The organism is Asaia sp. VD9 (genome assembly GCF_037150015.1).
Taxonomy (GTDB): Bacteria; Pseudomonadota; Alphaproteobacteria; order Acetobacterales; family Acetobacteraceae; genus Asaia.
Genome location: NZ_JBBCQM010000007.1, coordinates 129,122 through 152,751 on the forward strand (window position 1 = coordinate 129,122; position 23,630 = coordinate 152,751).

Sequence of the window (23,630 nt, forward strand, 5' to 3'; positions counted from 1 at the left end):
GAGAAAACACGGCTCTTCACAACGCTGAGGGACCGATTGATCGTGCGGTGGATGAGGATCCAGGAATAGTTGCTGCCTGAGAGCACTGCGTCCAGTCACCCGAGAAGCGTCACGGACGGAACCCGATGCGCTTTCGGCCTTGAACGCTCTGACAAGCAGGTGTCAGAGAGAATATACGAACCGGAATTTTCGAGGATGATGGTGGAGCCAATCGGAATCGAACCGACGACCTCCTGAATGCCATTCAGGCGCTCTCCCAACTGAGCTATGGCCCCGCCGTATCAAGACCAGCCTCTTGGGTCAGGCCAGTGGCGCGGGTATAGCGGGGGGCTTGATGGCTGACAACCCCCTAAAACAAGATTTTCTTGCTATCCCTCAATCACGCCCAGATCGCGCAGTACTGCCAGAAGAGGAAGCCGTGGCAGACCCAGAATGGCGTCATGATCACCCTCTATCTTTTCGAAGAGCTGTACACCCCGCCCCTCCAGACGGTATGCGCCGACACAGGATAAGAGTGCCTCGCCTTCTTCCGCCAGATACCGCTCCAGGAATGCGTCGCTGAAGTCGCGCATGGTCAGACGTGGCGTCACAAGATGCTGCCAGAGCTTTTTGCCATCATGGTACAGCACGGTCGCCGTCTGCAGATGATGCGTACGCCCCCTGAGATACTGGAGCTGATGCCGCGCCTCTCCAAGGTTTTCCGGCTTGTCGAAACCGACGCCATCGCACTCCAGAATCTGATCTGCCGCAATCACGAAATCGGCGCTCATAAATTGCGGATTCGTTGAAAACTCTAGAGACTTGGCATTTGCGAGCGCCAGAGCGATGGCGCCGTGACCCTCGTTTCTCGCCCTCATCGCGTCACGCAGTACGGCCTCATCAAATCCCACCGGACAGGACAGGACATCGAGCCCTGCTCCACGCAGCAAATCAAGCCGGGCCGTTGATCCGCTAGCCAGTACAAGCCGCGATTGACCGGGATTCGTGCGTTGCGACTCCATAAGGGGCTCCTTCTTTCAGGTCGTTGAATGAGTACCGTCAGTACTGGGGTACATGGGGATTGTACGGGGTTCGTCGGAGAGGCGTACCGAGTACCGTGGATTGTACTTTCTTTCGCAGAACCAGTGGGTTGTACACAGCCCTTCTGTGGGTATTTCGGGATAAGCTTCGCAACCGCCTCAAACCAAAGGCTTTATCGTTTGTACACAGTGTTGGTAACTCGGGGTACGTTTTCGGAAAGATGGGTACCCCGTCATCCACAGGGATCAACCTATCCGACAGGATATCTATCTTTTTTCTTTTATGGTTATTGGTCGGTATGGATCGCGAAATCACCCCTCAGCCCAAGCCTGCAAAACCGCTCCTGCGTGTCCTCCAGGGAGAGGCTGTCTGGCCCCCTCCGGTCTGGCTCATGCGCCAGGCAGGGCGTTATCTGCCCGAGTTCCGCGCCGAACGTGCCAAGGCCGATTTTCTTACCCGGTGTACCACGCCAGACATCGCGGCCGAGCTGACCCTTCAGCCGATCCGTCGCTATGCGATGGATGGCGCCATCCTGTTCTCCGATATCCTCGTCCTGCCATGGGCCATGGGACAGGATCTGAAATTCATCGAGGGGCGTGGCCCCGTGATGGAGCCGATCCGTAACCGGGAGGCGCTTAAGGCCCTGTCTCCTGCACGCGTAGCCGAAACCGTCGCGCCGATCCAGGAGACATTGCGGATTCTGGCTCGTGAACTGCCTCAGCCCACCACGCTTCTGGGCTTTGCCGGCAGCCCGTTCACCGTTTCCTGCTACATGGTCGATGGAGGTTCCTCGCGGGAATTCGGCGTCACCCGCGCCATGGCGCTTCAGGACCCGGATCTCTACGGCGATCTGATCGCCCTGCTGACCGAGGCCACCACCACCATGCTGATCGGTCAGATCGACGCCGGCGCCGAAGCCGTCATGCTGTTCGACAGCTGGGCCGGCCTGTTGCCCCCCTCTCAGTTCCGCAAGCACGTCATTGCCCCGACCCGTGCCATCGTGCAGGGCATTCGTGCAGCTCGCCCGGGTGTGAAGATCATCGGCTTTCCCCGTCTCGCCGGGCTGATGGCGCTGGAATACGCCCGCGAAACCGGCGTGGATGCCCTGGCCTGCGACACTTCGGTCGATATGACCCGGATGGCAGCTCTCTGCCCCGACACACTGGCCCTTCAGGGCAATCTCGATCCCATCATCCTGCGCAATGGTGGACAGAGCCTGATCGACGAAGCCCATGCTGTCCGCGATGCGCTGAAGGGACGGCCTCATGTGTTTAATCTCGGTCATGGCGTCATGCCAGACACCCCACCCGATCATGTCGGGGCGTTGGTCGACGCCGTGCGCGATATTGGCTGATCGGCCATGAGCGCTTTGTCCCCCCATGCCCTCTCCGCCTCGGGCCAGCTACGTCTCGTGATCTTCGATTGCGATGGCGTGCTGATCGACAGCGAGCTGCCTTCATGCCGCCTCGTGGCCCGAGAGGCACGCGCACGCGGCATCGAACTGAGCGATGAGGCGGCGCTTGAGCGTTTCGCGGGCAAGGCGCTCGGACAGGTGAAGCGCGAGCTCGAGGCAGAGACCGGGCGCGATCTGGGCGCCGATTACGTTCAGATCATGCAGGACAAGCTGGTCGATCTGATGCGTGAGGAGGCCGCGACGATCGACGGTGCGGAAACCATGCTCGCCGGTATGCAGGCCTTGGGCGTGCCGTTCCGGGTGGGATCGAATTCCTCCTGGCCCGAAATGGAGGTCAAGTTCGCCCGAGTCGGCTTCACCCGCTTCTTCCCGCGTGACCGGATCCATTCGGCGCGTGACATGATGCGGCCCAAACCCGATCCTTACGTCTTTCTTCACGCTGCCGAACAGGAAGGCGTCGAACCGAGCCAATGCGTCGTGATCGAGGATTCGGACACGGGCGTTCAGGCCGCGCATGATGCGGGGATGGCTTGTATCCTGTTCCGCCCCGAAGGCCCTGCCCCGGGTCTCAATTGGCCGGGACTCGAGCGCATCATGCATCTCGACGCGCTGGTGCCTCGTCTCTTCCGTGCCTTGCAGGAGCAGGCACGATGAACGTCTTCCTGCCCTGGTTTCCGTGGCTGAAAGTTGTGCATATCCTGGCGTTCACCTCCTGGATGGCCGGGAATTTCTACCTGCCCCGATTGTTCGTCTATCATACCCAGGTAGCGCCCGGCTCGCCCGAGAGCGTGCGTTTCCAGATTATGGAGCGCCGCCTGCTCCGTGCCATCATGACGCCCGCCATGATCGTCACCCTGCTTTCGGGCGCGGCACTGGCCTCTTTACCCGGCGTGATCGACTGGTCCGCGCCCTGGTGGTGGGTCAAGCTCTTCACCGTGCTGCTCCTGTGCGGTTTTCACGGCTTCTGCGCCCGTTGGCGCCGTGACTTCGCTGAGGATCGCCGCCCGCATCCGGAACGGTTCTATCGTATCGCCAATGAAGTCCCTACCCTCCTGATGATCGTGATCGTCATCATGATCGTGGCTCGGCCTTTTTCGGGGTGATGCGCAGGGCTCTGCCCTGCACCCGCGAAGGGACAGGCCCCTTCGATCCCCGCTTGATCAAAGAGGTGTCCAGAGGATGACTATCCTCTGGCGGGGTGGGGGGCAGAGCCCCACTTCGATCCGTTCCCGCAGGGCGCTGCCCTGCACCCGCGAAGGGACAAGTCCCTTCGATCCCCGCTTGATCAAACAGGTGTCCAGAGGACGACTGTCCTCTGGCGGGGTATGGGGCAGAGCCCCACATCTCTTATTATGCCTTGGCGAACCGCCGGTAGGTGAAATCCCCATCATGCCCCGCTTGAGAGGCCTCCTGCACCAGAACGTGCCGGTCTGAGCGGGCGCAGACAGGATCTGTAGCAGCGGCGTCGCCCGTCAGAGCAAGAGCCTGACAGCGGCAGCCGCCCCAATCCACTTCCTTGAGACTGCAATTGCGGCAGGGTTCGGGCATCCAGTCCGTGCCGCGAAACAGGTTGAAGAGGGGGGAATCCTGCCAGATCGTGCCCAGGGCTTCTGTCGCGACGCTTGGGAAGGTGATGTTCGGGATGGTCTCTGCGGCGTGGCAAGGCAACACCTTGCCAGAGGGGGTGATGTTCACGAAGCGCTGGCCCCAGCCGCCCATACAGGGCTTGGGCTGATCGGCGTGATAATCGGGTGTGACGTAATCGATGGCGAGGCTGTTACCGAAACGGGCGCGCGCCCTGACGACGGCCTCGGTCGAGGCTTCGAGCTGGGCGGCCGACGGCATGAGCAGATCGCGGTTTTTCAGGCCCCAGCCATAATACTGGGTATGAGCAATTTCCACGCGACCGGCGCCGAGGTCATGTGCGAGGTCGAGCATGGCAGGCACGCGCGCTACGTTCTCACGATGAACGACGAAATTCAGCGTGAGCGGGATGCCGCACGCCTTGATGAGGCGGGCGGCGGCAAGTTTCTTTTGCTGAGCACCGCGCAGACCGCCGATACGTTCCGCGCCTGCCTCGTCGACATCCTGGAAGGAAAGCTGGACATGATCGAGTCCGGCCTCATCGAGGGCGGTAAGCGTGGCCTCGGTGATGAGGACGCCAGAGGTGATGAGATTGGTATAGAGATTGAGCGAGCTGGCGTGGCGCACCAGCTCTGGCAGATCGTGGCGCGCCATGGGCTCGCCGCCGGAAAAATGCACCTGCAGAACGCCCAGGGCCGCGGCCTCGTCCAGAACACGCAGCCAGTCCCCGGTTTCGAGCTCGACGGCCCGTCTTTCGAGATCGACGGGGTTGGAACAATAGGGGCAGGCGAGCGGGCAGCGATGGGTCAGTTCGGCCAGCAGGCTCATGGGCGGCGGCGCAAAACTCATGCGCCCAGCACTTTCTGGTCGAGCAGAGAAGCGAGAAGGGCCTGCACATCGGTGGCGATGCGGTCACGCGGGGCCTGATAACTGGCAGCAAGATCGTCGATGATTGCGCTCAGGGGGCGCGCGCCATCGACGAGCCGCAGAATGGCGGCCGCGACAGGGTCGGCAATGAAGGCTTTTTCCGGCGCCTGGATCAGCCAGACATCGCGAACGCGGTCATGCTGGAGGCGATGACCGCGGGTAAATTTCAGAACGCTGGTTTCGGAAACGCTCACGCGGTGAAGGCCTCTGGTGTATGGGCTCCGGTGAAGGCGCCGGGGGCAGGGTGGCCTTCCATATACACATGCTGAAGGGCATCGAGCATGGTCCAGAGCACGTTACATTTGAAAATCAGCGCATCGATGACTTCCTTTTGCTGCTCAACGGTGCGGGCGTGTTCCTTCACATAGGCCAGAGCAAAATCGGAATCGCGCGGGGCCTGGGTCAGGCGCGGGGCGAAATAGGCCAGGGTCTCTTCGGAAATGAAATCGTAGTGACGCAGCATGCCAGAGACGCGCTCGCTGATGATCGTCGGCGAGAAAAGCTCGGTCAGCGATGAGGCAATGGCGGCCAGAACCGAGCGGTCGCGCACGTAATGCACATAGGCCTCCACGGCAAACCCTGTTGCGGGCAACATGCCCTGCAGACTCTCGACGTACTCGCGTGACAGACCCAGACCGTCGGTCAGCTTCAGCCAGCGGGCGATGCCGCCCGTGCCGGGCTCATTGCCATCATGGTCTTCCAGACGGCGGCGCCATTCGCGGCGCAGTTCGGCCGTGGGCAGGCGGGCGAGCAGAGTCGCATCCTTTACCGGGATCGAGGCCTGATAATAGTAGCGATTGAGTGCCCAGGCCTGGACCTGGGTGCGGTTCAGCTTGCCATCATGCAGGGCGCGATGGAATGCGTGACGGTTATGATAGCGCGCGGCGCCAATCTCACGCAGTCGGGCTTCGAGGGCGTCGGGGGTCAGAACCGTCATGAATTTTCTCCCAATGTCAGGTGAAGGCCATCTTCACCGATGGTCCAGCCTGCTTCTTCCGCCATGCGCCTTTCCGGTGAGTCCGGAAGGAGAACGGGGTTCGAGTTGTTGATATGAATGAAGATGCGATGAGATGGCGCGTCATGAAGCTGCGCAATGATGCCATCAGGGCCGGACATCGAGATATGTCCCATGCGTAGCCCGGTCTTGGGGCTTAGCCCGGCACGGATCATCTCGTCATCGCGCCAGAGCGTTCCTTCCATGAACAGCGCGTCGGCATGACGGATGCGCGCACGGATATCAGGGGTAAGATCGGCGCAGGCAGGCAGAAAGACCATGCTATGCCGCCCGTCGCTGAGCGTGAGGCCAATCGTCTCGCCTTTCTGGCTTGGCAAGTGTTCGGCATAGAGCGGCGCCTTGCCGGGCACGTCGAACGCCGTGAGCGTGAGGCCCGATGGGGTTCCGTCCTTGTTGGGGAGCGCGATGGGGACGTCGCCGTCGAGCGGCAGACGCGGCACGATTTCCCGGTTCACAGCCTCGAAAATCGGGTTGGCGTCAAGTTGGGAGAGCGTTGCGGAAGTGGCATAAAGCCGGAACGGTTCGCGCTCGCGCAAGGTGAGCAGGCCGGTGATGGAGTCGATTTCACCATTGGTCAGGACCACGCCCTGTATGGGGGTGGAGCGTACGCCCTCCTGCGCCTGCAACTCGGGTGTCGCGAGGATCTGCGCCCGCAGATCGGGTGAGGCATTGAGCACGAACCAGTGTCGGCCATCGGCGCTTACCGCAAGAGAGGCCTGGCTGCGCGACGGGATCTTGCCCGCGCGGGCAGCGCGGCAGGCGGGTGCATTGGAGTTCCATTGCGGAAAGCCGCCGCCTGCGCCGCTCCCCAGAACGATGATGTGAAGCATGGTCGGACTCGGTCAGATCAGAACAGGCGCAAGCGCACCGGTTCGGGACGGGTCAGCCTGAAAACAGAGGCCCCGATGGGGCAGGCCAGAAACGACAACAGCCGCACGAGAGGTGCGGCTGTTGCTGATATGCATAGCGGTGAGAAGAGCTTACTTCTTCTGGCCGCAGACATAGGAGTTGATTTCGGCGCCGAGCGGAATTTCGGTAACCTTCGGGGTGTTCCAGGCCATGACGAGATCCTTGTGACAATCTTGAAAGTGCTTGATCAGCTATACGATAGAACCCGAAAATGGGTTGCAAGCCAAATTGATTCAACCCAATAAAATGTAACATGCTTCACGTTGACGGCAACGTTTGCGATCCCGGGCGGTTGTGCGTCGTTCATCACGGCGCCCTTCTCGTGCTGCAACCCGCCTTTCAGGAAAGAAACGCCCGCCATGTCAGGCCCGTCTCTGGCTTCGGATACGCCCACGCCTGAAGACAGGCAGACGCACGAAAAGACGATCGCACCGACCATCCTCCCCGCAATGCCCTCCCAGGAGGAAACCGCGGAAAGCGACGCCTATCAGGCCGGAGTGATCCGTAAGGCGATGCTGCGCCATAGTCTCGGGCTACGTGATGTCGGGGTTCTCATCCTGTCATTGCTGGCAGTGTTCTACACCCTGTATTTTGCCGCCGACATCGTGCTGCCCTTCGTGTTTGCGATGGTGGTCAATCTGCTGATGATCGGGCCGATGCGCTTTCTGCATGGTCGGCTGCATATCCCCAAGCCCATCTCGGCGCTGCTGCTGATCATCGCGATGTTCCTTTTGGTTGTCTGCATAGGCACGGCCATTTCGGTCCCTGCGGCGGCGTGGCTGACCAAGGTTCCGCAAAGTCTCCCCGCGCTCCAGCAGAAGCTTGCCTTCCTGCAGGGGCCGATCGACTCATTGCAGCGCGGCTATATGCGCGTGGTCGCGCTAATGTCGAATGGGGGTCATCACCATGTGAGCGCGGCGACGGCTGCTGCCCAGTCAGCCTCGAATGGTGCTGAGACGTTGCGGGTCTGGGGGTCATCCTTCCTGATCGGGACTCGCGCCTTCATGGGTGAGTTTTTCACCATGCTGCTGATGCTGTTCTTCCTGATGACAGAGGGAGACAGCCTTCTGCGCCGTATCGTGGAGATCATGCCGACCTATTCGGACAAGCGTCGTCTTGTGCAGATCACCACACAGATCGAGCGCAACGTGTCGCTTTATCTGGCGACCATCACCATCATGAATATCCTGGTGGGGCTGCTCAATCTGTTGCAATGCTGGCTGACGGGCATGCCCAACCCCCTGCTATGGGGGGTTCTGGCCTTTCTGCTCAATTACGTGCCGATCATCGGTCCTCTGACCGGTGTCGTCGTCTATTTCTGTGTGGCACTCATCAGCTTCCCATCCTTCCTGATGGCGTTGCTGCCCCCTTCGATCTATCTGTGCATTCATATACTGGAGGGGGAAACGATTACCCCCATGCTGCTGGCCAAGCGCTTCACGCTCAATCCGGTGCTGGTCATGGCCTCGCTGCTGTTCTGGGACTGGATGTGGGGGATTGGCGGGGCTTTTCTATCCGTGCCCATGCTCGCCGTATTCAAGATCTTTTGCGACCATATCGAAGGCCTCTCTCCGATCGGCCATGTGCTGGGCGGTCCGGTACGCCCACGCTCCCTGCGCACCCTTGGCCCCGAGGTCACTCCCGGCCCTACCCCCTGAAGGTCGGCTAACGCCACCGCCGCGTTTGTCCAGATCAACCCATTCTGATCTGGCAACGGGCTTGTGACATGAAATTATCATGCGTAATCCGCAGCCATATTCTATTAGAAGGCGGGTTCGGGGCTGAAGGTCGCTTGGCGCGATAGGTCGAACCGGCTATCAACTGCAACAAATCATTTCAAAGATCCTGAGCCGAGGTTTTAATGCGCTCCCTAGACGGCCTTGCCTGACAATGCAGGCACCTCTCCTTCGCCGCCTCGGTCTGGCAGCGCTTATCGCCATCATCCTTCTCGGGATCGTCATCACGATCATTCATGAGCATGGAGGTCCCCGCTCGGACGGCCCCCATCCGCAACTGACGCGTGAAAACGGTCTGGTCATCGTCGCCGATGACTCACCGCTCATGAAGCGGCTCCATGTCGCCCCCGTGAAAACGAGCGTGCTCGATCACGGGCTGCGCGTTCCGGGCATGGTGCAGGCCGAGCCCCGGCGCAGCATCAACATCCTGACCCCTGTGACCGGTCACGTGATCAGAACCGATCTCCAGCCTGGGCAGATGGTGCACAAGGGCGATGTCCTGGCCGTGCTGGCTTCTGGGGATCTGGATCAGGCCTATGCCGATTTGCTCAAGGCGCGTGCTCAGGAGACCTATCAGGAGCGCGTGGTCAAACGCGCGCAGGACGTGCTGGCTATCGGGGGCAATGCCCGCAAGGATCTGGACTCTGCCAGCAATGACCTTTCCCAGGCCCGTGCCGAACGTCAGCGTGCGGAGCGTCGTCTCGAATCCCTGAACAGCCGCACCGATCAGGATGGTGAGGGGCTGGTAAGGCTTGTCGCGCCCGTCGATGGGCTGATTGCCAGTACGAGCCTTGCACCAGGGGCGAATATCACCGATGCCACAGCTGTGCAGGCCGTATTGCTCGATATCTCGCAGCTCCAGATCGACGCCGAGATCCCTGAGGAGTCTGCCGGGATCGTTTCTCTGGGACAGCAGGCTGTCGCGCATATTGCGGCCCTGCCGGGACGGCATTGCGATGCGCCCATCATGTCGATTGACCCGGCCCTGCATAGCGACACGCGTCGCATGATCGCGCATTTCCTGTGCAATAATCCCGACGGGATGCTGCGTCCCAACATGTTTGCCGATGTCGAGATTGCAGTGAAGCAGCCCGAGATGATCATCGTGCCAAAAACGGCCCTGCTGATGAATAATGATCGTCTGACCGTTTTTGTGCAGGACGGCGGCAGAATGCATTTCCGTCGCCGAGCCGTGACGGTGAGCTATGACGAGGGCGAGAATGTGCGCGTTCTGACCGGTCTGCAGGGGGGCGATACCATCGTCACCCGTGGCGCCATCCTTCTCAATGATAATGACTGAGCCGTCAGCGCCGCAGATGAGAGTCTCCTGATCCGTGATTGCGACCCTGATTTCATGGTGCTTTGCGCGCCGTCATATCGTTTTCATATGCGCCGTGTTTCTGGCGCTTGCCGGGGGCTATGCCTGGCGCGTGCTGCCTGTCGAGGCCTATCCCGATCTGGGCGCGGTCAACGTTCAGGTCACGACCCAGGTTTCCGGCCTGGCTGCCGAAGAGATGGAACAGCAGATCACGGTGCCGCTCGAGCGCGCGCTCTCTGCCGTGCCTGGTGTGACCGAGAGCCGCTCGAGTAGTACGTTCGGCCTGTCGCTTATCACGCTGATTTTTCATGATGGCGTCGATGTGTTCACGGCACGACAGCTCGTGCTGGAACTGCTCGGCACGGCCAGCATGCCCGATGGCGTGACCCCGCAACTCGGCCCCATCACCGGCCCGGCAGGCGAGATTTTCCGCTACACGCTGGAATCGGATTCGATGGATCTGATGCAGCTTTCGGATGTGCAGCGCTGGATTGTCATCCCCACGCTTCAGCGCGTACCGGGAATCGTCAACGTCAATAACTTCGGTGGGCTGACACGTGAGTACCAGCTCGTGCTCAAGCCCGACGCGCTGCTGCGCTACGGGCTGAGCACCGATGACGTGGTCAACGCCATCAAAAACAACAACGCCAATGCTGCGGGCGGGCGCATCACGCGTGGCGAGCAATCCTATATCGTGCGCGGCGTGGGCATGATCCATACGCTGGACGATATGAAGCGCATCGTGGTGGCGCAGCATAACGGCACGCCGGTTCTGCTGAGTGATCTGGGGCAGGTCCAGTTCGGCCATCAGATCCGTGAGGGTATTCTGGGCAAGGACAACAACCCCGATACCATCGAGGGGATCGTGACCATGTTGTCCGGTGCCAATCCCTCTCTGGTTCTGGATAACGTGCATAACGTGGTCGACCAGTTGCAGGAGCGCCTGAAGCCGCTCGATGTGCGGCTGGTGCCCTATATCGACCGCGATAATCTGGTGAAGGCTACCACCCACAAGGTTGGCGAAACCATGGTCGAGGGTATCGGCCTCGTGCTGATCATTCTCACCCTGTTCCTCGGGAGCCCGCGCAGTGCGGTGGTCACTGCCGTCACCATTCCGCTCGCGCTCTCGACCGTTTTCGTGCTCATGCATTTCTTCGGCATGGCGGCCAATCTGTTCTCGCTGGGCGCCATCGATTTCGGCGTGATCGTGGACGGGGCCATCGTCATTACCGAGGCGATCCTGCGCCTGCGCGAGGAATCGCCCAAGGCCACGCTGACCAGTACCGAGGTGCTGAGTGTCGCGCGTATCGCGGGGCGCTCGATCTTCTCTTCGACGCTTATCATCATCGTAGCCTATTCACCGCTCTTCGCCTTCGAAGGGAGCGAAGGGAAGCTGTTCCGGCCCATGGCCTATACCGTCAGCTTCGCTCTCATGGGGGCGCTGGCCTGTGCGCTCTGCCTTATTCCGACACTGAGCTATCTGGCTTTGTACAAGCCTCGGCGTATCTGGCATAACCGCCCGCTCGAAAAGCTGCATCATGCCTATGAGCGCGGGCTCAATCACATGCTCGCCCGCCCTCTGGTTACCTATATCGGTGGGGGGGCGGCCCTGCTTTCTGTCGTCATCCTAGGGGCTACCGTCGGGCGCGAGTTCCTGCCCGATCTGGATGAAGGGGCGCTCTGGCTTCAGGTTCAGTTGCCCACGGGTATCTCATTGGATGAGGGCAGCCGTATCGCCAGCGAGGTACGCTCGGCGGTGCGCGAATTCCCGGAAACATCCTATGCCATTACCCAGCTCGGCCGTAACGATGACGGGACCGATCCCTGGACCTTCTCGCATATCGAGATGCCCGTCGGGCTCAAGCCCTATGACCAATGGGCGAGCGGTGAAACCAAGGCGCAGTTCATCGCGCGTTTGCGCGACCGTCTCTCCCAGATTCCGGGTATCAGCTTCGGTATCAGCCAGCCGATCCAGGATGGCATGAACGATCTGGTAGGCGGCGCGCATTCACCCCTGGTGCTTCGTGTCTATGGCAATGATTTCCACGAATTGCGCCGTATCGGCCGACAGATCGTGAGCATCCTGCATGACGTACCCGGCACGACCGATGCCTCGATCTTTCAGGAGCCGCAGATCCCGCAGCTCATGATCACGCCTCGTCGCGAGCAGGCGGCGCGCTATGGCATCAACGTGTCCGATATCAGCACTGTCGTGCAGAACGCGATCGGCGATGGCGCGATCACCCAGGTGTACGTGGAAGACCGCGTCTATAACGCGACGCTGCATGTCGGGAACAACGACCTGAGCGATCTCGCCTCTATACGTTCTCTGCCGCTGCGCTCCACTGATGGCGCGCCCATTCCCCTGGCTGAGGTGGCTGATGTGGGTCTTCATATGGGTGAGAGCAACATCGCACATGAAATGGGTGAACGCCAGATCACCATACGGGTCGATAACGGGCAGCGCCCCCTGTCTCAGTATCTTGAGGATGCCCAGAAGCGCATCGCCTCGCAGGTGCATTTCGATCCACGCAAATATCGCCTGCAATGGGCGGGCAGCTTCGAGCAGGAGCAGCGTGCCCAGGCGCGTCTGGGTGTCGCGCTTCTGGTCATGTTCGCCATCATGCTGTTGCTCTTGTTCATGGAGTTCGGGACCTTCCGTCATGCCGTTCTGGTGCTCAGCGTCGTCCCGCTCGCGACTTTGGGCGGCCTGATCGCGCTTCACCTGCGCGGTGAGACCCTCAATATTGCCACAGCCGTCGGCTTCATCGCCCTGTTTGGCGTGGCGGTACAGAATGGCATCATCATGATTGCGGCGATCAATCGTCATCATCGCGCCGGGCTCAGCATTCATGACTCCGTACTGGCGGGTGCGGCCGAACGTTTCCGTCCCGTTCTCATGACCGCGACCGTGGCCAGCGCCGGCATGTTGCCTGCTGCCCTCGCTACGGGTGTCGGCACCGACGTGCAGCGCGGTCTGGCGACGGTCGTGGTGGGTGGCCTTGGCATTGCAACCCTGCTGACCCTGTTCGTCCTGCCCGTCTTCTTCTTCGAGATGGAGCATTATATCGAGCGCCGCAGGGCGCGCCGTTCGGGAGGTCTGTCATGAACCGTCTCGCGCTTTTGACCTGCGCGGCTGGCCTCGCCCTGTCGGGCTGCGCCATCGGTCCGGATTTCCATCGTCCTGACATGCTCAAGACGGGCAGCTATCAGAGCACGGCCCTGCCTGCCGCCATTCATGGTACCGCCGGTAGCGGCGCCGCAGGCGCAGCCCAGACCCTGACCGCCGGGGCTGACCTGTCAGGCGCCTGGTGGCAGGCCTTGGGCGTGCCGCAACTTGATGCCCTCGTAACACGAGCGCTTCAGAACAATCCGTCGCTCAAATCGGCCCAGGCCACGCTCAAGGCCGCGTATGAGCAGACCAAGGTGGCTGGTGCGCCCCTGCTGCCCAGTATCTCGGCCTCGTTCAATCCAACGCGTAACAAGACCTCGCAGGCCCTCTCGCCCGTGCCAGGCAATAATGCCTATCTCTACAATCTGCATACATTGCAGCTGAATATCTCCTATCAGCCCGATCTCTGGGGTGGACTGCGCCGTCAGGTGGAATCTCAGGCTGCTCAGGCCGAGATGCAGCGTTTCCAGCTGATCGCGACGACCAACACGCTGATCAATACGCTGATCGTGTCGTTGATCACGCAGTCGAGCCTCAACGCCCAGATCGAGGCCGCGAACGACATCATTGCGACGCAGCAAAAACTGCTCGGCATCATGGAGAAGCAGTTCAGGCTCGGGGATATTTCCGAGGCGCAGCTTCTGGCGCAGAAGGCCGCCCTGACGCAGGCCCAGGCCACTTTGCCGCCTCTGCATCTGCAGGCCGAGCAGGCGCACGACCAGATCGCATCTCTGGTTGGTACCACGCCCAATGAGGTCCTGCCCGAGATCCCGCTTGAGGCCTATCGCCTGCCTGCCACCCTGCCGGTCAGCCTGCCCAGTGCGCTTCTGGCCCAGCGTCCGGACATACGCGCAGCGGAATCGCAAATGCACAGCGCCAGCGCACAGGTCGGTGTCGCCATTGCCAACCGCCTGCCAAACGTGCAGCTCTCTGCCACGCCGGGTCAGGCTATCAATGCCATGAGCCAGTTCTTCACCCCTGGCTACGGTAACTGGTCGATCGGTGCGATGGTGACCCAGCCGATCTTCCAGGGCTTCGAGCTCATGCATCTGGAGCGTCAGGCGCGCGCCAATCTTCTGGCGGCGACGGAGCAATACAAGAATACCGTGCTGACCTCGATGCAGAATGTGGCCGACACGCTCCACGCCCTGCAGGATGATTCCGATGCCCTGACGATCAGCGCAGCCAATGAGGATGCGGCTGTGCGCAGTCTGCGCATTTCGCAGAGCCAGATGTCCTATGGCGATATCAGCCCTGTCCTGCTTCAGGCCGCCGTGCAGATCGAGCTCGAGGCCCGGCTCACTCTGATTCAGGCCAAGGCCACACGGTATACCGATAGCGTGGCACTGTTTCAGGCCCTGGGCGGCGGGTGGTGGCATCGTAACGATACCGCTATGAAGGTTCCCTCGACAGACTGGCGCGCGGCGTTCTGACCCGGTTCGGATCGTCCTGCGCCTGGCGCGAATCAGGAGATCCGACCCGCATGAGATTCCCCCGCTCCTCTCGCCTCGCCCTGATGGGACTTGGCTGCCTCCTTGCTTCGACGACGGCGCTCGCGGCCCCTGCTGCACCGTCGGACACCAAGGCGGCGGCCGCGTTCGATCGTCTCCTCGACGAGGAATGGCAGTATCAGTTGCAGAACGCGCCTGAACTCGCCACATCGATTGGCGATTACCGGTACAATGATCGGTGGAGCGATCTGTCTCTCGCCCATATCCAGGGCTCCGTCCCTGTTCTGACCGGCTTTCTCAAGAAGTTCGAGGCGATTTCGCCCGCCTCGCTCGATGAACAGCGGCAGATCAGCCGCGCGATGATTATCCAACAGATCCAGGACACGCTCGAGGGGATCCATCTCAAGACCTATGAGATGCCGATCGACCAGATGAACGGTGCCCAGCTTCAGTATCCGGGGTTTGTCTCGAGTATCCCCTTCGACACGACCAGGCAGTATGAGGATTACCTCGCACGCCTGCGTGCCATTCCCAAGGCCATCGATCAGGTGATCGCCCTGGCACGCCTAGGCGAGAAGGATGGGCTGATGCCGCCGCGATTCCTGCTCGAGAAAGCAGAGCAGCAGGTCGAGCAGATTGCCGCACCCGCCGGTGAGAAGAGTCCGTTTGGCGAACCTGTCACGAAATTCCCGGCCGCCGTGCCTGTCGCCGATCAGACCCGCCTGCGCAAGGCGATTCTGAATGCGATCGACCACGACGTTCGCCCGGCCTATCAGCGCCTCGCGGCCTTCATGAAGAAGGGTTACACGGCACATGGCCGTGCTCAGGACGGCGTCTGGGCTCTGCCTGGTGGCGATGTGCTTTATCGCTACGATATCCGCACTCTGACCACCACCACCATGTCTCCCAAGGAAATCCATCAGCTCGGGCTGGATCAGGTCGCCAAGATCGAGGGCGAAATGGGTGAGATTGCCCATAAGCTCGGTTTCGCCGACCTTTCTGCCTTGCGCGCTTCGGTGGCCAAGGATTCCAAGCTCTATGCGACCTCGCGCGAGCAGATCATCGAACTGTATCGCAAGTATATCGCGCAGATGGAGCCTGCTCTCACCCGCGATTTCGACAGGATCCCGACCACCAAGCTGGAGGTGCGTCCGGTCGAGCGGTATCGTGAGGCCGAGGCTGCTGGCGCCGAATATCATCAGGGTACGCCCGATGGTTCACGTCCTGGCATTGTATTCGTGAATACTGGCGACTACGCCAAGCGTGACCTCTACACCATCGAGGACACGGCCTATCATGAGGGTGTTCCCGGCCATCATTTCCAGATTTCTACCGCCCAGTCCCTGCCGCTGCCGCCTTTCCGTCAGCAGGGTTTCTATAACGCCTATATCGAAGGCTGGGCGCTCTACGCCGAAGGTCTCGGCAAGGAGTTGGGCTTCTACAAGGACCTCTACAGCGACTACGGGCGCCTGAACGGTGAACTCCTGCGCGCCGATCGTCTGGTGCTTGATACGGGTGTGCATGACCTGCACTGGACGCGTGCCCAGATGCTGGAATTCTTCCACGCTCATCCGCCCACCAGCGAGCCTGATATGCAGGCCGAAACCGACCGCTACATCGCCTGGCCCGGACAGGCCCTGGGCTACATGCTGGGTCAGCAGACCATTCTGCGCCTGCGTGAAAAGGCCAGAACGGAACTGGGCCCGAAATTCGACATCCGTAAATTCCATGACGTCGTTCTCTCCGGAGGAGCCCTGCCGCTCAACCTGCTTGCCGATCGGGTGGATAGCTGGATCAGGGAAGTGAAAAACCACAAGTAAGGGCGGGTGGGGGCCCGGCCCCACACCCCACCAATGGCCGGTCATTTTCTGGAAGCCTGCCCGTTGAGAGGCGGGAATCGAGGGGATCTTTTCTTATCTGGGTGCGGGGCTTTGCCCTGCATGCCCGACCCCGATCCGCGCAACGGCAGAAGCGGTCCTCCGTAAAAAAAGGCAGGTTTCGGGATTTCTGTCGTTTCCAGAGTGGCAGGAAACGGGCAGGATCGGAAGGATATGTCCCTGACTGCTCCTTCCCCCGGCAAGATATCCCCTGATGCATCGACGGTGCAGGATTCTGAACCTGCTGTCGATCTGAAGGCCACGCGTCCGGCGCGCTTCGTGCATGGCAGCATCATGCGTCATGTCGTGGTCATGGCGGGCACGGGGGCGATCGGATTGATGGCCGTGTTTGCGGTCGATCTGCTGAATTTCTGGTATATCTCACATCTTCATGATCCGGCCCTGACGGCGGCAATCGGTTTCGCAGCGGCATTGGGTTACGTGCAAGTGGCCGTGTCGATCGGGATGACCATCGGACTGGGAGCGGTCATCGGGCGCATGATCGGAGCCCGTCGTATCATCAGGGCACGACGTTTTGCCTCGGCGTTCATGGTGGTGATGGTGGCCGTCACGGCGATCCTGGGTTGTCTGACCGCCTTGTTTGCGTCGTTTTTCTTGGCCTTGCTGGGCGCAAGGGGGGAAGCGCTGGAACAGGCTGCGGGCTTCCTGCATCTGGTGTCCCCCGCCTTGCCTATGGTCTGTTATGGCATGGCGCAATCGGCACTTTTGCGTTGCGTGGGCGATGCGCGGCGTTCGATGCAGGTCACGCTGGTGGGGGCCTTCGTTTCGGCCATTCTCGATCCGATTCTGATCTTTGGCTTTCATATGGGGCTGACGGGGGCTGCGATCAGCACCATCCTGTCCCGTGGAGCGGTGGTGTTGTTCGGCTTCGTCAGTCTGCGCGATCATCGCATGCTGGAATGGCCGCGGCTTTGGGCGATTGCCCCGGCCACGCGTCAGATCGGAGCGGTGGCGCTCCCGGCGATCGCGACCAATCTGGCGACGCCTGTGGGCGGGTTGTTCACCACGCATTTCATGTCGCGTTTTGGGCTGGAAGCCATCTCCGGACAGGCGACGATCGATCGGATCGTGCCGGTCGCCTTCGCCTTCGTGTTTGCGCTGACAGGTTCCGTCGGACCGATCATGTCGCAAAACCTTGGAGCCGGAAAAAAGGATCGGGTGCGTGAGACGCTCCATGCCTCGTTGAAGCTGACGGCCTTATGTGTCGTGCTCACCTGGGCGATCCTGGCCCTGTTTCACGTGCCGATCCTGCATCTCTTCGCGTCCAAGGGGGTCGCGATCCATATCGTCACGCTTTTCTGCTGCTGGCTGGTAGCCAGCTATTTCTTCGTCGGACTGCTTTTCGTCTCGAATACTGCCTTCAATAATCTGGGGCACCCGCTCTATTCGACCGGTTTCAATTGGGGGCGCGCCACTCTTGGGACGATTCCCTTTGTCTGGGTCGGCTCGCATTACGGGCCGATCGGTATCCTGGTGGGACAATCTCTGGGCGTAGTGATTTTCGGCAGCTTTGCGGCGCTCACGGCCTTCAGGGTGATCAGACGGATCTGAGTTCTGAAGGACGGCTCACGGGCAATTTACATCCAGCCCCCCCTATGCCTGCCTGGTTCTGGCTCACCCGCCATGTGAGGGAAGATATGGGATTTGAGGAGTGGGGAAGTAGCCGGGAAATCGAAGGCCCAGAGGAATAATGGCTAAAATGGATGAGAGTGAATGAAATTATGGCCATTACTCAAGAAATAATCAGAGTAATGACGAGATAATTCCGCATCCAAGTAGATATTCCCATACAGATTTCTATTTTCCCCTCTTTGCCACCATAAATATTATCAGTTGAGAGAAATCTATTTAGGGAATTCACTTTTCTGTAGGGCAGAGATGAGATATTTCCTCTATCGTAACGAGATGGGCCAGAACTTGCGCGATGATGCCATGATAACTATGCAATAAAACGAAATCCAAGCGTATTTTGTTATACATCTCGTCTTTCCTTCCCACCCTGTGAGACTGTAATCAGGGATCGTTGGCGCAGGGCTGAAGGCCGGACTGCTGCCTTTGTGCAATGCTGTGACTGAGAGTTGCGATGCGAATTTTATTGACAGGTGGCTGCGGTTTCATCGGATCTGCCGTGGTCAGGCATCTGATCCGTCAGACTTCCCATGAGGTCCTGAATGTGGACTGCATGACCTATGCCGCTTCGGAAGAGACGGTCGGTGAGGTTGCGGCCGATCCGCGCTATCGCCATGCTGCCGTCAATATCGTCAACGGAGTCGAGCTCTCGAAGCTGTTCGAGGAATATCGCCCCGATGCCGTGATGCATCTGGCTGCGGAAAGCCATGTCGATCGTTCGATTGACGGTCCCGGCGTATTCGTCGAGACCAACGTGACCGGCACCTATGCGCTGCTTGAAGCCGCACGTCGCTACTGGCAGACGCTGGACGCCGAATCCCAGAAGGCTTTCCGCTTCCATCACATTTCGACAGATGAGGTCTTCGGCCATCTGGAGCTCGACGACCCACCGTTCACCGAGACCACCCCCTATGATCCGCGCAGCCCGTATTCGGCGTCGAAGGCGGCCTCCGATCATCTGGTGCGCGCCTGGTATCATACCTATGGCCTGCCCACTTTCGTGACCAACACCACCAATAATTATGGCGTCTGGCACTTCCCCGAGAAGCTGATTCCCCTGGTGACAATCAATGCGCTCGAGGGCAAGGAGCTGCCGGTTTACGGCAAGGGTGAAAACATCCGCGACTGGCTGTTCGTCGAAGATCATGCCGAGGCGCTGGTCAAGGCTGTCGAGAATGGCAAGCCTGGTGAGACCTATGCCATTGGCGCGCGCCAGCCGCGCACCAATCTGGAGGTGGTCAAGGCGATCTGCACGGTTCTGGACGAGCTGTCGCCCGATCCGGCCGGTCCGCGCGAGCGTTTGATCCGTTTCGTGACCGACCGCCCCGGCCATGATTTCCGCTACGAGATCGACCCCAGCCATGCCGAGCAGGCACTGGACTGGAAGGCGAAGCACGATTTCGAGACAGGTATCCGCCGCACGGTCCAGTGGTATCTCGATAATCGCGGTTGGTGGGAAGGCATCCGCGCCCGCCGTTACACCGGACAGAGACTGGGAACAAATGCATGAACGCCGTTGCCGCATCCAAGCCGATGAAGGGCATTCTTCTAGCCGGTGGGTCGGGCACGCGCCTGCACCCCATGACCCTGGCAACGTCGAAGCAGCTTCTGCCCGTCTATGACAAGCCGATGATCTATTATCCGCTGACCACACTTATGCTGGCTGGCATTCAGGATATCATGATCATCTCCACGCCCCATGATCTGCCGCAGTTCAAGCGCCTGCTTGGCGATGGTTCGCAGTTCGGTGTGCGCTTCGAGTATCGCGAACAGCCCTCGCCGGACGGTCTGGCTCAGGCCTTCCTGATTGCGGAAGACTGGATCGATGGATCGCCCTGCGCTCTGGCGCTGGGCGATAATCTGATTTTTGCCGATCATCTGAGCGTGTTGCTGCGTGCCGCAGCCGCCCGTCCGGAAGGGGCCACCGTCTTCGCCTATCAGGTGCGCGACCCCGAGCGTTATGGTGTGGTCAGCTTCGATGAGAGTGGTCGGGCCCAGCGTATTGTTGAAAAGCCGAGCGAGCCCGAGTCCAACTGGGCAGTGACCGGTCTGTATTTCTATGACCATCGCGTGGTTGAATTCGCCAAGCGCGTAAAGCCTAGCCCGCGTGGCGAACTGGAGATCACGGACCTCAACCAGATGTATCTGGAAGAGGGGACACTGCAGGTCGATCGTCTGGGGCGAGGCTGCGCCTGGCTCGATGCAGGCATGCCTGACAGCCTGATGCAGGCCGGGTTGTTCGTGCAGACCATCCAGTCCCGTCAGGGCATGCTGGTAGGGTCACCGACCGAAGTGGCCTATCGCATGGGCTTCATCGATCGCGATCAGCTCATCACGCAGGGCAAGGCCAAGGCCAAGACGGAACTCGGTCGCATGTTGCTCGAGCTCGCCCAGCAATCCCACTCCGGCCGCAACTGAGGAGCCACGCCATGAAAGTCGAACGTCTCGCTATTCCTGACGTCATTCTCGTCACGCCGCAGCGCTTCAGCGATTCACGTGGGTTCTTCTCTGAAACCTACAACCATCAGAAGATGGTCGAGGCTGGCATTGATCTGACCTTCGTTCAGGACAACCAGAGCCTTTCCGTTCAGAAGGGCGTAGTGCGCGGCCTGCATTGTCAGGTGGCCCCCTATGTGCAGGGCAAGCTCGTGCGCTGCACGAAGGGTGCGATCTGGGATGTGGCGATTGATGCCCGCACCGGGTCGCCCACCTACGGCAAATGGGTCGCAGCCGAGCTTTCGGAAGAAAACTGGTCGCAGCTCTGGGTGCCACCCGGCTTTCTGCATGGCTTTGTGACCCTGCAGGAAAATACCGAGGTTCAGTACAAATGCACCTCGCTTTATGACAAGGCGTCCGAGCGCGCCGTAATCTGGAATTGCCCGCATCTGGCCATCGACTGGCCGATCAGCGCGGATGAGGTCGTTCTCTCCGACAAGGACCAGATCGCACCGCATTTCCCGGAAGCCAAGGGCTGGTTCCAGTACTCATGAGCACGGCATCCGATAATCTGATCCTTGTCACGGGCGGTCAGGGCCAGCTGGCCAGCTCGCTGAAGACCCTCGGCGGGTCGCGCGTGGTCGTGGTCGGTCGTCCTGAATTCGACCTCGCTGCGCCTGAGACCATGGCGGCCACACTGGCGCGCTACACGCCTTCTCTGGTGGTGAACGCGGCAGCCTGGACCGCAGTGGATCTAGCGGAGAGCGAGGTCGGAGGGGCCACGGCTGCCAATGAGACCGGTCCGGCCGAACTGGCGCGCCTCTGTGCCGCTCAGGGAATCCCACTCATCCACGTTTCGACCGATTACGTCTATGCGGGCGACAAGGGCACGGCCTATGTCGAGACCGACCCGGTGACGCCTCAAACGGTTTACGGCCGCACCAAGGCAGCGGGTGAGCAGGCCGTTCTCAAGGCGCAGCCGCGTAGCGTGGTCCTGCGTACGGCCTGGGTCTATTCCGGGCATTGCAAGAACTTCGTGCGCACCATGGTCAATGCGGGCGCCAAGAATACCCATCTGAAGGTGGTCGGCGACCAGTATGGCTGCCCCACCAATGCCGATGATCTGGCAAAGGCCATTCTCGGTATTGTCGATCAGATCAAGGCGGGGTGGCAGGACCGGTTTGCCGGGATCTATCATGCTTGCGGTACAGGCGATACGAGCTGGCACGGTCTGGCTGTTGCGGCTCTTGAGGAAGCAACGCGTCATGGCCAGACCATGCCGGTCGAGGTTGCGGCAATCCGCACCGAGGACTGGCCGACTCCGGCCAAGCGTCCTCAGGATTCGCGTCTGGACTGCAGCAAGCTTGAGCGCGTGTTCGGCATTCGCCTGCCTGAATGGCGCGATGGTGTGGCCCGCGCAGTCGATGAGCATTTTGCGAGCAAGCCGGCCTGAGCGTGAGTCGTTCGGAGCGAGATTTTGCTGCTCCGCCGCGCCTTTATGCGGTGGGTGGGCGTGATACGGAGCGGGCGGCCTCGAGGCCGCCCGTTGCGATTCTGCTTTCTGTCTATAACGGCGAGGCGTTTCTCAATCAGCAGCTCGACAGCTTCCTGGCACAATCAGACGATGACTGGTGCCTGTACTGGCGTGATGACGGTTCGCAGGATGCATCGCGCGCCATCATGCTCTCGTTTCAGGAGCATCGCGGTCAGGGACGCTGTATCGAAGTCGATGTCGAGCCGTCCAATCTCGGTGTCGCCCTCTCCTATGCTCTGCTGCTGGACGCCGCCCCACGCGACGCGCTGATTGCCTATGCGGATCAGGATGATGTCTGGGTTCCAACGAAGCTGGCCTGGGCTCGTGAAGCGCTCGATGCAGTCGCGGGACCCGCCCTTTATTGCGCTCGGCAATATCTCACTGATGAATCCCTCGCTGTTCAGGGCCCCTCCCTGGCGCTCCGTCGCCAGCCGAATTTTGCCTCAAGCCTGATTCAGAACCTGGCAACCGGTCATACAATCCTGCTCAACAGCGAGGCAGCGGCGCTTATTCGTCCGTTCATGCCCCCTGAGGGGGTGTTACATGACTGGTGGGCCTATACGCTGATCCTCGGTGCTGGTGGCACTTTCCATTTCGATGAGCGCTGCGTTAGCCTCTATCGACAGCACCGGCGAAACGCTGTCGGTGTCGAACGCTCCCTGTTCGTGCGCGGGATGCGGGCCCTGCGCCGAGGTCCTGCGGCCTTCATGGCGCTGCATGATGCCCTCGTGACGCGTCTGCTTACATCCGATGTTGAAGAATGCCTTACGGCGCAGTCGACCGGATTCCTGCTCAGGCTGAGAAAGGCATCGAGGGGCGGGTTTGGCGCGCGGCTGCGTTTTCTGTTTGCCGAGCGCGACTTCGTGAGACAGCGCCCCGCCGAGACCTGGCTGTTCCGGCTCTGGTTCCTATTTTACGGCCAGGCCAGTTCGAAAGACTGACAACTCTCCTTCATGAAGGTCGGGGGCTCCGCCTGGGCTCGCACCGTCTCGCCGCTCAGAGTGGCTTCGAGCGCTCGGCTCATGAGATGAAGCCTGCCAGCCCCCCCGCCATATCGGGCATCGCCCAGGATAGGGCACCCCAGAACCTGACAATGCACACGCGCCTGATGGGTACGCCCCGTCAGCAAGTCTAGTTCGAGCAAGGCCTTGTTCCCCTGACGGGACAATACGCGCCATTTTGTGCGCGCGTCCTGTCCATCGGGATGGGCTTCCATATGCCAGCCCTCTTTCGAGGTCACCTTGCGCAGTGGTGCCTCAATCATCCCTTCGGCATGATCGGGCGCGTTGGTGACTACAGCCCAATAGGTCTTCCTGACCTGCCCCGAGGCAAAAAGCGCCTGGGCCTCCACGAGCGCCTGCTTGCGCAGGGCGATCATCAGACAACCCGATGTGTCCGTATCGAGACGATGCACGAGCCATGGGCCATCCTTGCGCCGTGACAGCAGAGGAAACAGGGCCTCAACCGAATGCTGCGCTTTCGGGCCGGGATGCACGGGCAGCCCTGCCGGCTTGTCGATCACGACCAGCCGGGGGCTTTCATAGAGGATGGGATAGGGAAAGGACGTGTTCATCGGGGGAGGGGAGG

At 60.5% G+C, this 23,630-nt stretch carries 21 protein-coding genes and 1 tRNA gene; 14 read left to right on the plus strand and 8 right to left on the minus strand.

The window, feature by feature from the left end; genetic code table 11:
* Nucleotides 1–199: 199 nt before the first annotated feature.
* Both WFJ47_RS10475 and WFJ47_RS10480 read right to left on the minus strand, forming a co-directional pair.
* Nucleotides 200–275, minus strand: a tRNA-Ala gene (locus WFJ47_RS10475).
* 93 nt (nucleotides 276–368) lie between these two features.
* Nucleotides 369–1,001 carry a Maf family protein gene (locus tag WFJ47_RS10480; RefSeq protein WP_336762851.1) on the minus strand — a complete coding sequence of 211 codons (633 nt, stop codon included), beginning with the start codon at nucleotides 999–1,001 and terminating at the stop codon, nucleotides 369–371.
* A 317-nt stretch (nucleotides 1,002–1,318) separates the two neighbouring features.
* Between WFJ47_RS10480 and hemE the strand changes: the two genes are divergently transcribed.
* The 3 genes from hemE to hemJ are packed head-to-tail and all read left to right on the plus strand — an operon-like array spanning nucleotide 1,319 to nucleotide 3,537.
* Nucleotides 1,319–2,374 (plus strand): uroporphyrinogen decarboxylase, encoded by a 1,056-nt coding sequence (gene hemE, locus WFJ47_RS10485; protein ID WP_336762853.1) that lies wholly within the window; start codon nucleotides 1,319–1,321, stop codon nucleotides 2,372–2,374.
* A 6-nt stretch (nucleotides 2,375–2,380) separates the two neighbouring features.
* Nucleotides 2,381–3,088, plus strand: a complete 708-nt coding sequence (locus WFJ47_RS10490) for an HAD family phosphatase (protein WP_336762855.1) — start codon at nucleotides 2,381–2,383, stop codon at nucleotides 3,086–3,088.
* Complete coding sequence (gene hemJ / locus WFJ47_RS10495) at nucleotides 3,085–3,537, plus strand: protoporphyrinogen oxidase HemJ (protein ID WP_336762857.1); 453 nt, start codon at nucleotides 3,085–3,087, stop codon at nucleotides 3,535–3,537. Before WFJ47_RS10490 ends, hemJ begins: the two co-directional genes overlap by 4 nt.
* Nucleotides 3,538–3,784: 247 nt before the next feature.
* Here hemJ and pqqE read toward each other — a convergent pair whose 3' ends face one another.
* From pqqE to pqqA, 5 genes are all read right to left on the minus strand, one after another.
* Complete coding sequence (gene pqqE / locus WFJ47_RS10500) at nucleotides 3,785–4,867, minus strand: pyrroloquinoline quinone biosynthesis protein PqqE (protein ID WP_336762859.1); 1,083 nt, start codon at nucleotides 4,865–4,867, stop codon at nucleotides 3,785–3,787.
* The gene (gene pqqD / locus WFJ47_RS10505; protein WP_336762861.1) at nucleotides 4,864–5,139 is read right to left on the minus strand and encodes a pyrroloquinoline quinone biosynthesis peptide chaperone PqqD; all 276 of its coding nucleotides are present in this window, start codon (nucleotides 5,137–5,139) and stop codon (nucleotides 4,864–4,866) included. The genes pqqE and pqqD overlap by 4 nt, the downstream gene beginning before the upstream one ends.
* Nucleotides 5,136–5,882 carry a pyrroloquinoline-quinone synthase PqqC gene (pqqC, locus tag WFJ47_RS10510; protein WP_336762863.1) on the minus strand — a complete coding sequence of 249 codons (747 nt, stop codon included), beginning with the start codon at nucleotides 5,880–5,882 and terminating at the stop codon, nucleotides 5,136–5,138. Before pqqC ends, pqqD begins: the two co-directional genes overlap by 4 nt.
* Nucleotides 5,879–6,790: a pyrroloquinoline quinone biosynthesis protein PqqB gene (pqqB, locus tag WFJ47_RS10515; RefSeq protein ID WP_336762865.1), complete on the minus strand. Its 912-nt coding sequence runs from the start codon at nucleotides 6,788–6,790 to the stop codon at nucleotides 5,879–5,881. Before pqqB ends, pqqC begins: the two co-directional genes overlap by 4 nt.
* Nucleotides 6,791–6,940: 150 nt before the next feature.
* Nucleotides 6,941–7,021, minus strand: coding sequence for a pyrroloquinoline quinone precursor peptide PqqA (gene pqqA / locus WFJ47_RS10520; RefSeq protein WP_023978294.1), 81 nt, complete (start codon nucleotides 7,019–7,021; stop codon nucleotides 6,941–6,943).
* Between the two features lie 360 nt (nucleotides 7,022–7,381).
* Between pqqA and WFJ47_RS10525 the strand changes: the two genes are divergently transcribed.
* The 11 genes from WFJ47_RS10525 (at nucleotide 7,382) to WFJ47_RS10575 (ending at nucleotide 22,984) form a co-directional block, all read left to right on the plus strand.
* Nucleotides 7,382–8,527: an AI-2E family transporter gene (locus tag WFJ47_RS10525; protein ID WP_370264776.1), complete on the plus strand. Its 1,146-nt coding sequence runs from the start codon at nucleotides 7,382–7,384 to the stop codon at nucleotides 8,525–8,527.
* A gap of 232 nt (nucleotides 8,528–8,759) precedes the next feature.
* Nucleotides 8,760–9,905: an efflux RND transporter periplasmic adaptor subunit gene (locus WFJ47_RS10530; RefSeq protein ID WP_336762866.1), complete on the plus strand. Its 1,146-nt coding sequence runs from the start codon at nucleotides 8,760–8,762 to the stop codon at nucleotides 9,903–9,905.
* 34 nt (nucleotides 9,906–9,939) lie between these two features.
* Nucleotides 9,940–13,032: a CusA/CzcA family heavy metal efflux RND transporter gene (locus tag WFJ47_RS10535; protein WP_336762867.1), complete on the plus strand. Its 3,093-nt coding sequence runs from the start codon at nucleotides 9,940–9,942 to the stop codon at nucleotides 13,030–13,032.
* On the plus strand, nucleotides 13,029–14,528 hold the full coding sequence (locus WFJ47_RS10540; protein WP_336762868.1) for an efflux transporter outer membrane subunit: 1,500 nt from the start codon (nucleotides 13,029–13,031) through the stop codon (nucleotides 14,526–14,528). The genes WFJ47_RS10535 and WFJ47_RS10540 overlap by 4 nt, the downstream gene beginning before the upstream one ends.
* Before the next feature lie 50 nt (nucleotides 14,529–14,578).
* A complete protein-coding gene (locus WFJ47_RS10545; protein ID WP_336762870.1) occupies nucleotides 14,579–16,366 on the plus strand; it encodes a DUF885 domain-containing protein in 1,788 nt (595 codons plus the stop codon).
* Nucleotides 16,367–16,717: 351 nt separating this feature from the next.
* Nucleotides 16,718–17,995, plus strand: coding sequence for an MATE family efflux transporter (locus WFJ47_RS10550; RefSeq protein WP_336762913.1), 1,278 nt, complete (start codon nucleotides 16,718–16,720; stop codon nucleotides 17,993–17,995).
* Nucleotides 17,996–18,527: 532 nt separating this feature from the next.
* Nucleotides 18,528–19,583, plus strand: a complete 1,056-nt coding sequence (rfbB, locus tag WFJ47_RS10555) for a dTDP-glucose 4,6-dehydratase (protein ID WP_336762872.1) — start codon at nucleotides 18,528–18,530, stop codon at nucleotides 19,581–19,583.
* On the plus strand, nucleotides 19,580–20,491 hold the full coding sequence (rfbA, locus tag WFJ47_RS10560; protein WP_336762873.1) for a glucose-1-phosphate thymidylyltransferase RfbA: 912 nt from the start codon (nucleotides 19,580–19,582) through the stop codon (nucleotides 20,489–20,491). The genes rfbB and rfbA overlap by 4 nt, the downstream gene beginning before the upstream one ends.
* Before the next feature lie 11 nt (nucleotides 20,492–20,502).
* Nucleotides 20,503–21,063, plus strand: coding sequence for a dTDP-4-dehydrorhamnose 3,5-epimerase (rfbC, locus tag WFJ47_RS10565; protein WP_336762874.1), 561 nt, complete (start codon nucleotides 20,503–20,505; stop codon nucleotides 21,061–21,063).
* Nucleotides 21,060–21,962 (plus strand): dTDP-4-dehydrorhamnose reductase, encoded by a 903-nt coding sequence (gene rfbD, locus WFJ47_RS10570; protein ID WP_127099706.1) that lies wholly within the window; start codon nucleotides 21,060–21,062, stop codon nucleotides 21,960–21,962. Before rfbC ends, rfbD begins: the two co-directional genes overlap by 4 nt.
* 2 nt (nucleotides 21,963–21,964) lie before the next feature.
* Nucleotides 21,965–22,984 carry a glycosyltransferase gene (locus tag WFJ47_RS10575; RefSeq protein ID WP_233581854.1) on the plus strand — a complete coding sequence of 340 codons (1,020 nt, stop codon included), beginning with the start codon at nucleotides 21,965–21,967 and terminating at the stop codon, nucleotides 22,982–22,984.
* Here the strand turns inward: WFJ47_RS10575 and WFJ47_RS10580 are convergent.
* Nucleotides 22,957–23,616 (minus strand): RNA pseudouridine synthase, encoded by a 660-nt coding sequence (locus tag WFJ47_RS10580; protein WP_336762876.1) that lies wholly within the window; start codon nucleotides 23,614–23,616, stop codon nucleotides 22,957–22,959. The two genes, WFJ47_RS10575 and WFJ47_RS10580, sit on opposite strands and share 28 nt — an antisense overlap.
* Nucleotides 23,617–23,630 lie beyond the last annotated feature (14 nt).

Bases quoted from the DNA above. Each gene is read 5' to 3' on its own strand.
- WFJ47_RS10480 (WP_336762851.1), bottom strand. From the start codon at position 1,001: ATGGAGTCGCAACGCACGAATCCCGGTCAATCGCGGCTTGTACTGGCT.
- hemE (WP_336762853.1), top strand. From the start codon at position 1,319: ATGGATCGCGAAATCACCCCTCAGCCCAAGCCTGCAAAACCGCTCCTG.
- WFJ47_RS10490 (WP_336762855.1), top strand. From the start codon at position 2,381: ATGAGCGCTTTGTCCCCCCATGCCCTCTCCGCCTCGGGCCAGCTACGT.
- hemJ (WP_336762857.1), top strand. From the start codon at position 3,085: ATGAACGTCTTCCTGCCCTGGTTTCCGTGGCTGAAAGTTGTGCATATC.
- pqqE (WP_336762859.1), bottom strand. From the start codon at position 4,867: ATGAGTTTTGCGCCGCCGCCCATGAGCCTGCTGGCCGAACTGACCCAT.
- pqqC (WP_336762863.1), bottom strand. From the start codon at position 5,882: ATGACGGTTCTGACCCCCGACGCCCTCGAAGCCCGACTGCGTGAGATT.
- pqqB (WP_336762865.1), bottom strand. From the start codon at position 6,790: ATGCTTCACATCATCGTTCTGGGGAGCGGCGCAGGCGGCGGCTTTCCG.
- pqqA (WP_023978294.1), bottom strand. From the start codon at position 7,021: ATGGCCTGGAACACCCCGAAGGTTACCGAAATTCCGCTCGGCGCCGAA.
- WFJ47_RS10525 (WP_370264776.1), top strand. From the start codon at position 7,382: ATGCTGCGCCATAGTCTCGGGCTACGTGATGTCGGGGTTCTCATCCTG.
- WFJ47_RS10530 (WP_336762866.1), top strand. From the start codon at position 8,760: ATGCAGGCACCTCTCCTTCGCCGCCTCGGTCTGGCAGCGCTTATCGCC.
- WFJ47_RS10540 (WP_336762868.1), top strand. From the start codon at position 13,029: ATGAACCGTCTCGCGCTTTTGACCTGCGCGGCTGGCCTCGCCCTGTCG.
- WFJ47_RS10545 (WP_336762870.1), top strand. From the start codon at position 14,579: ATGAGATTCCCCCGCTCCTCTCGCCTCGCCCTGATGGGACTTGGCTGC.
- WFJ47_RS10550 (WP_336762913.1), top strand. From the start codon at position 16,718: ATGCGTCATGTCGTGGTCATGGCGGGCACGGGGGCGATCGGATTGATG.
- rfbB (WP_336762872.1), top strand. From the start codon at position 18,528: ATGCGAATTTTATTGACAGGTGGCTGCGGTTTCATCGGATCTGCCGTG.
- rfbA (WP_336762873.1), top strand. From the start codon at position 19,580: ATGAACGCCGTTGCCGCATCCAAGCCGATGAAGGGCATTCTTCTAGCC.
- rfbC (WP_336762874.1), top strand. From the start codon at position 20,503: ATGAAAGTCGAACGTCTCGCTATTCCTGACGTCATTCTCGTCACGCCG.
- rfbD (WP_127099706.1), top strand. From the start codon at position 21,060: ATGAGCACGGCATCCGATAATCTGATCCTTGTCACGGGCGGTCAGGGC.
- WFJ47_RS10580 (WP_336762876.1), bottom strand. From the start codon at position 23,616: ATGAACACGTCCTTTCCCTATCCCATCCTCTATGAAAGCCCCCGGCTG.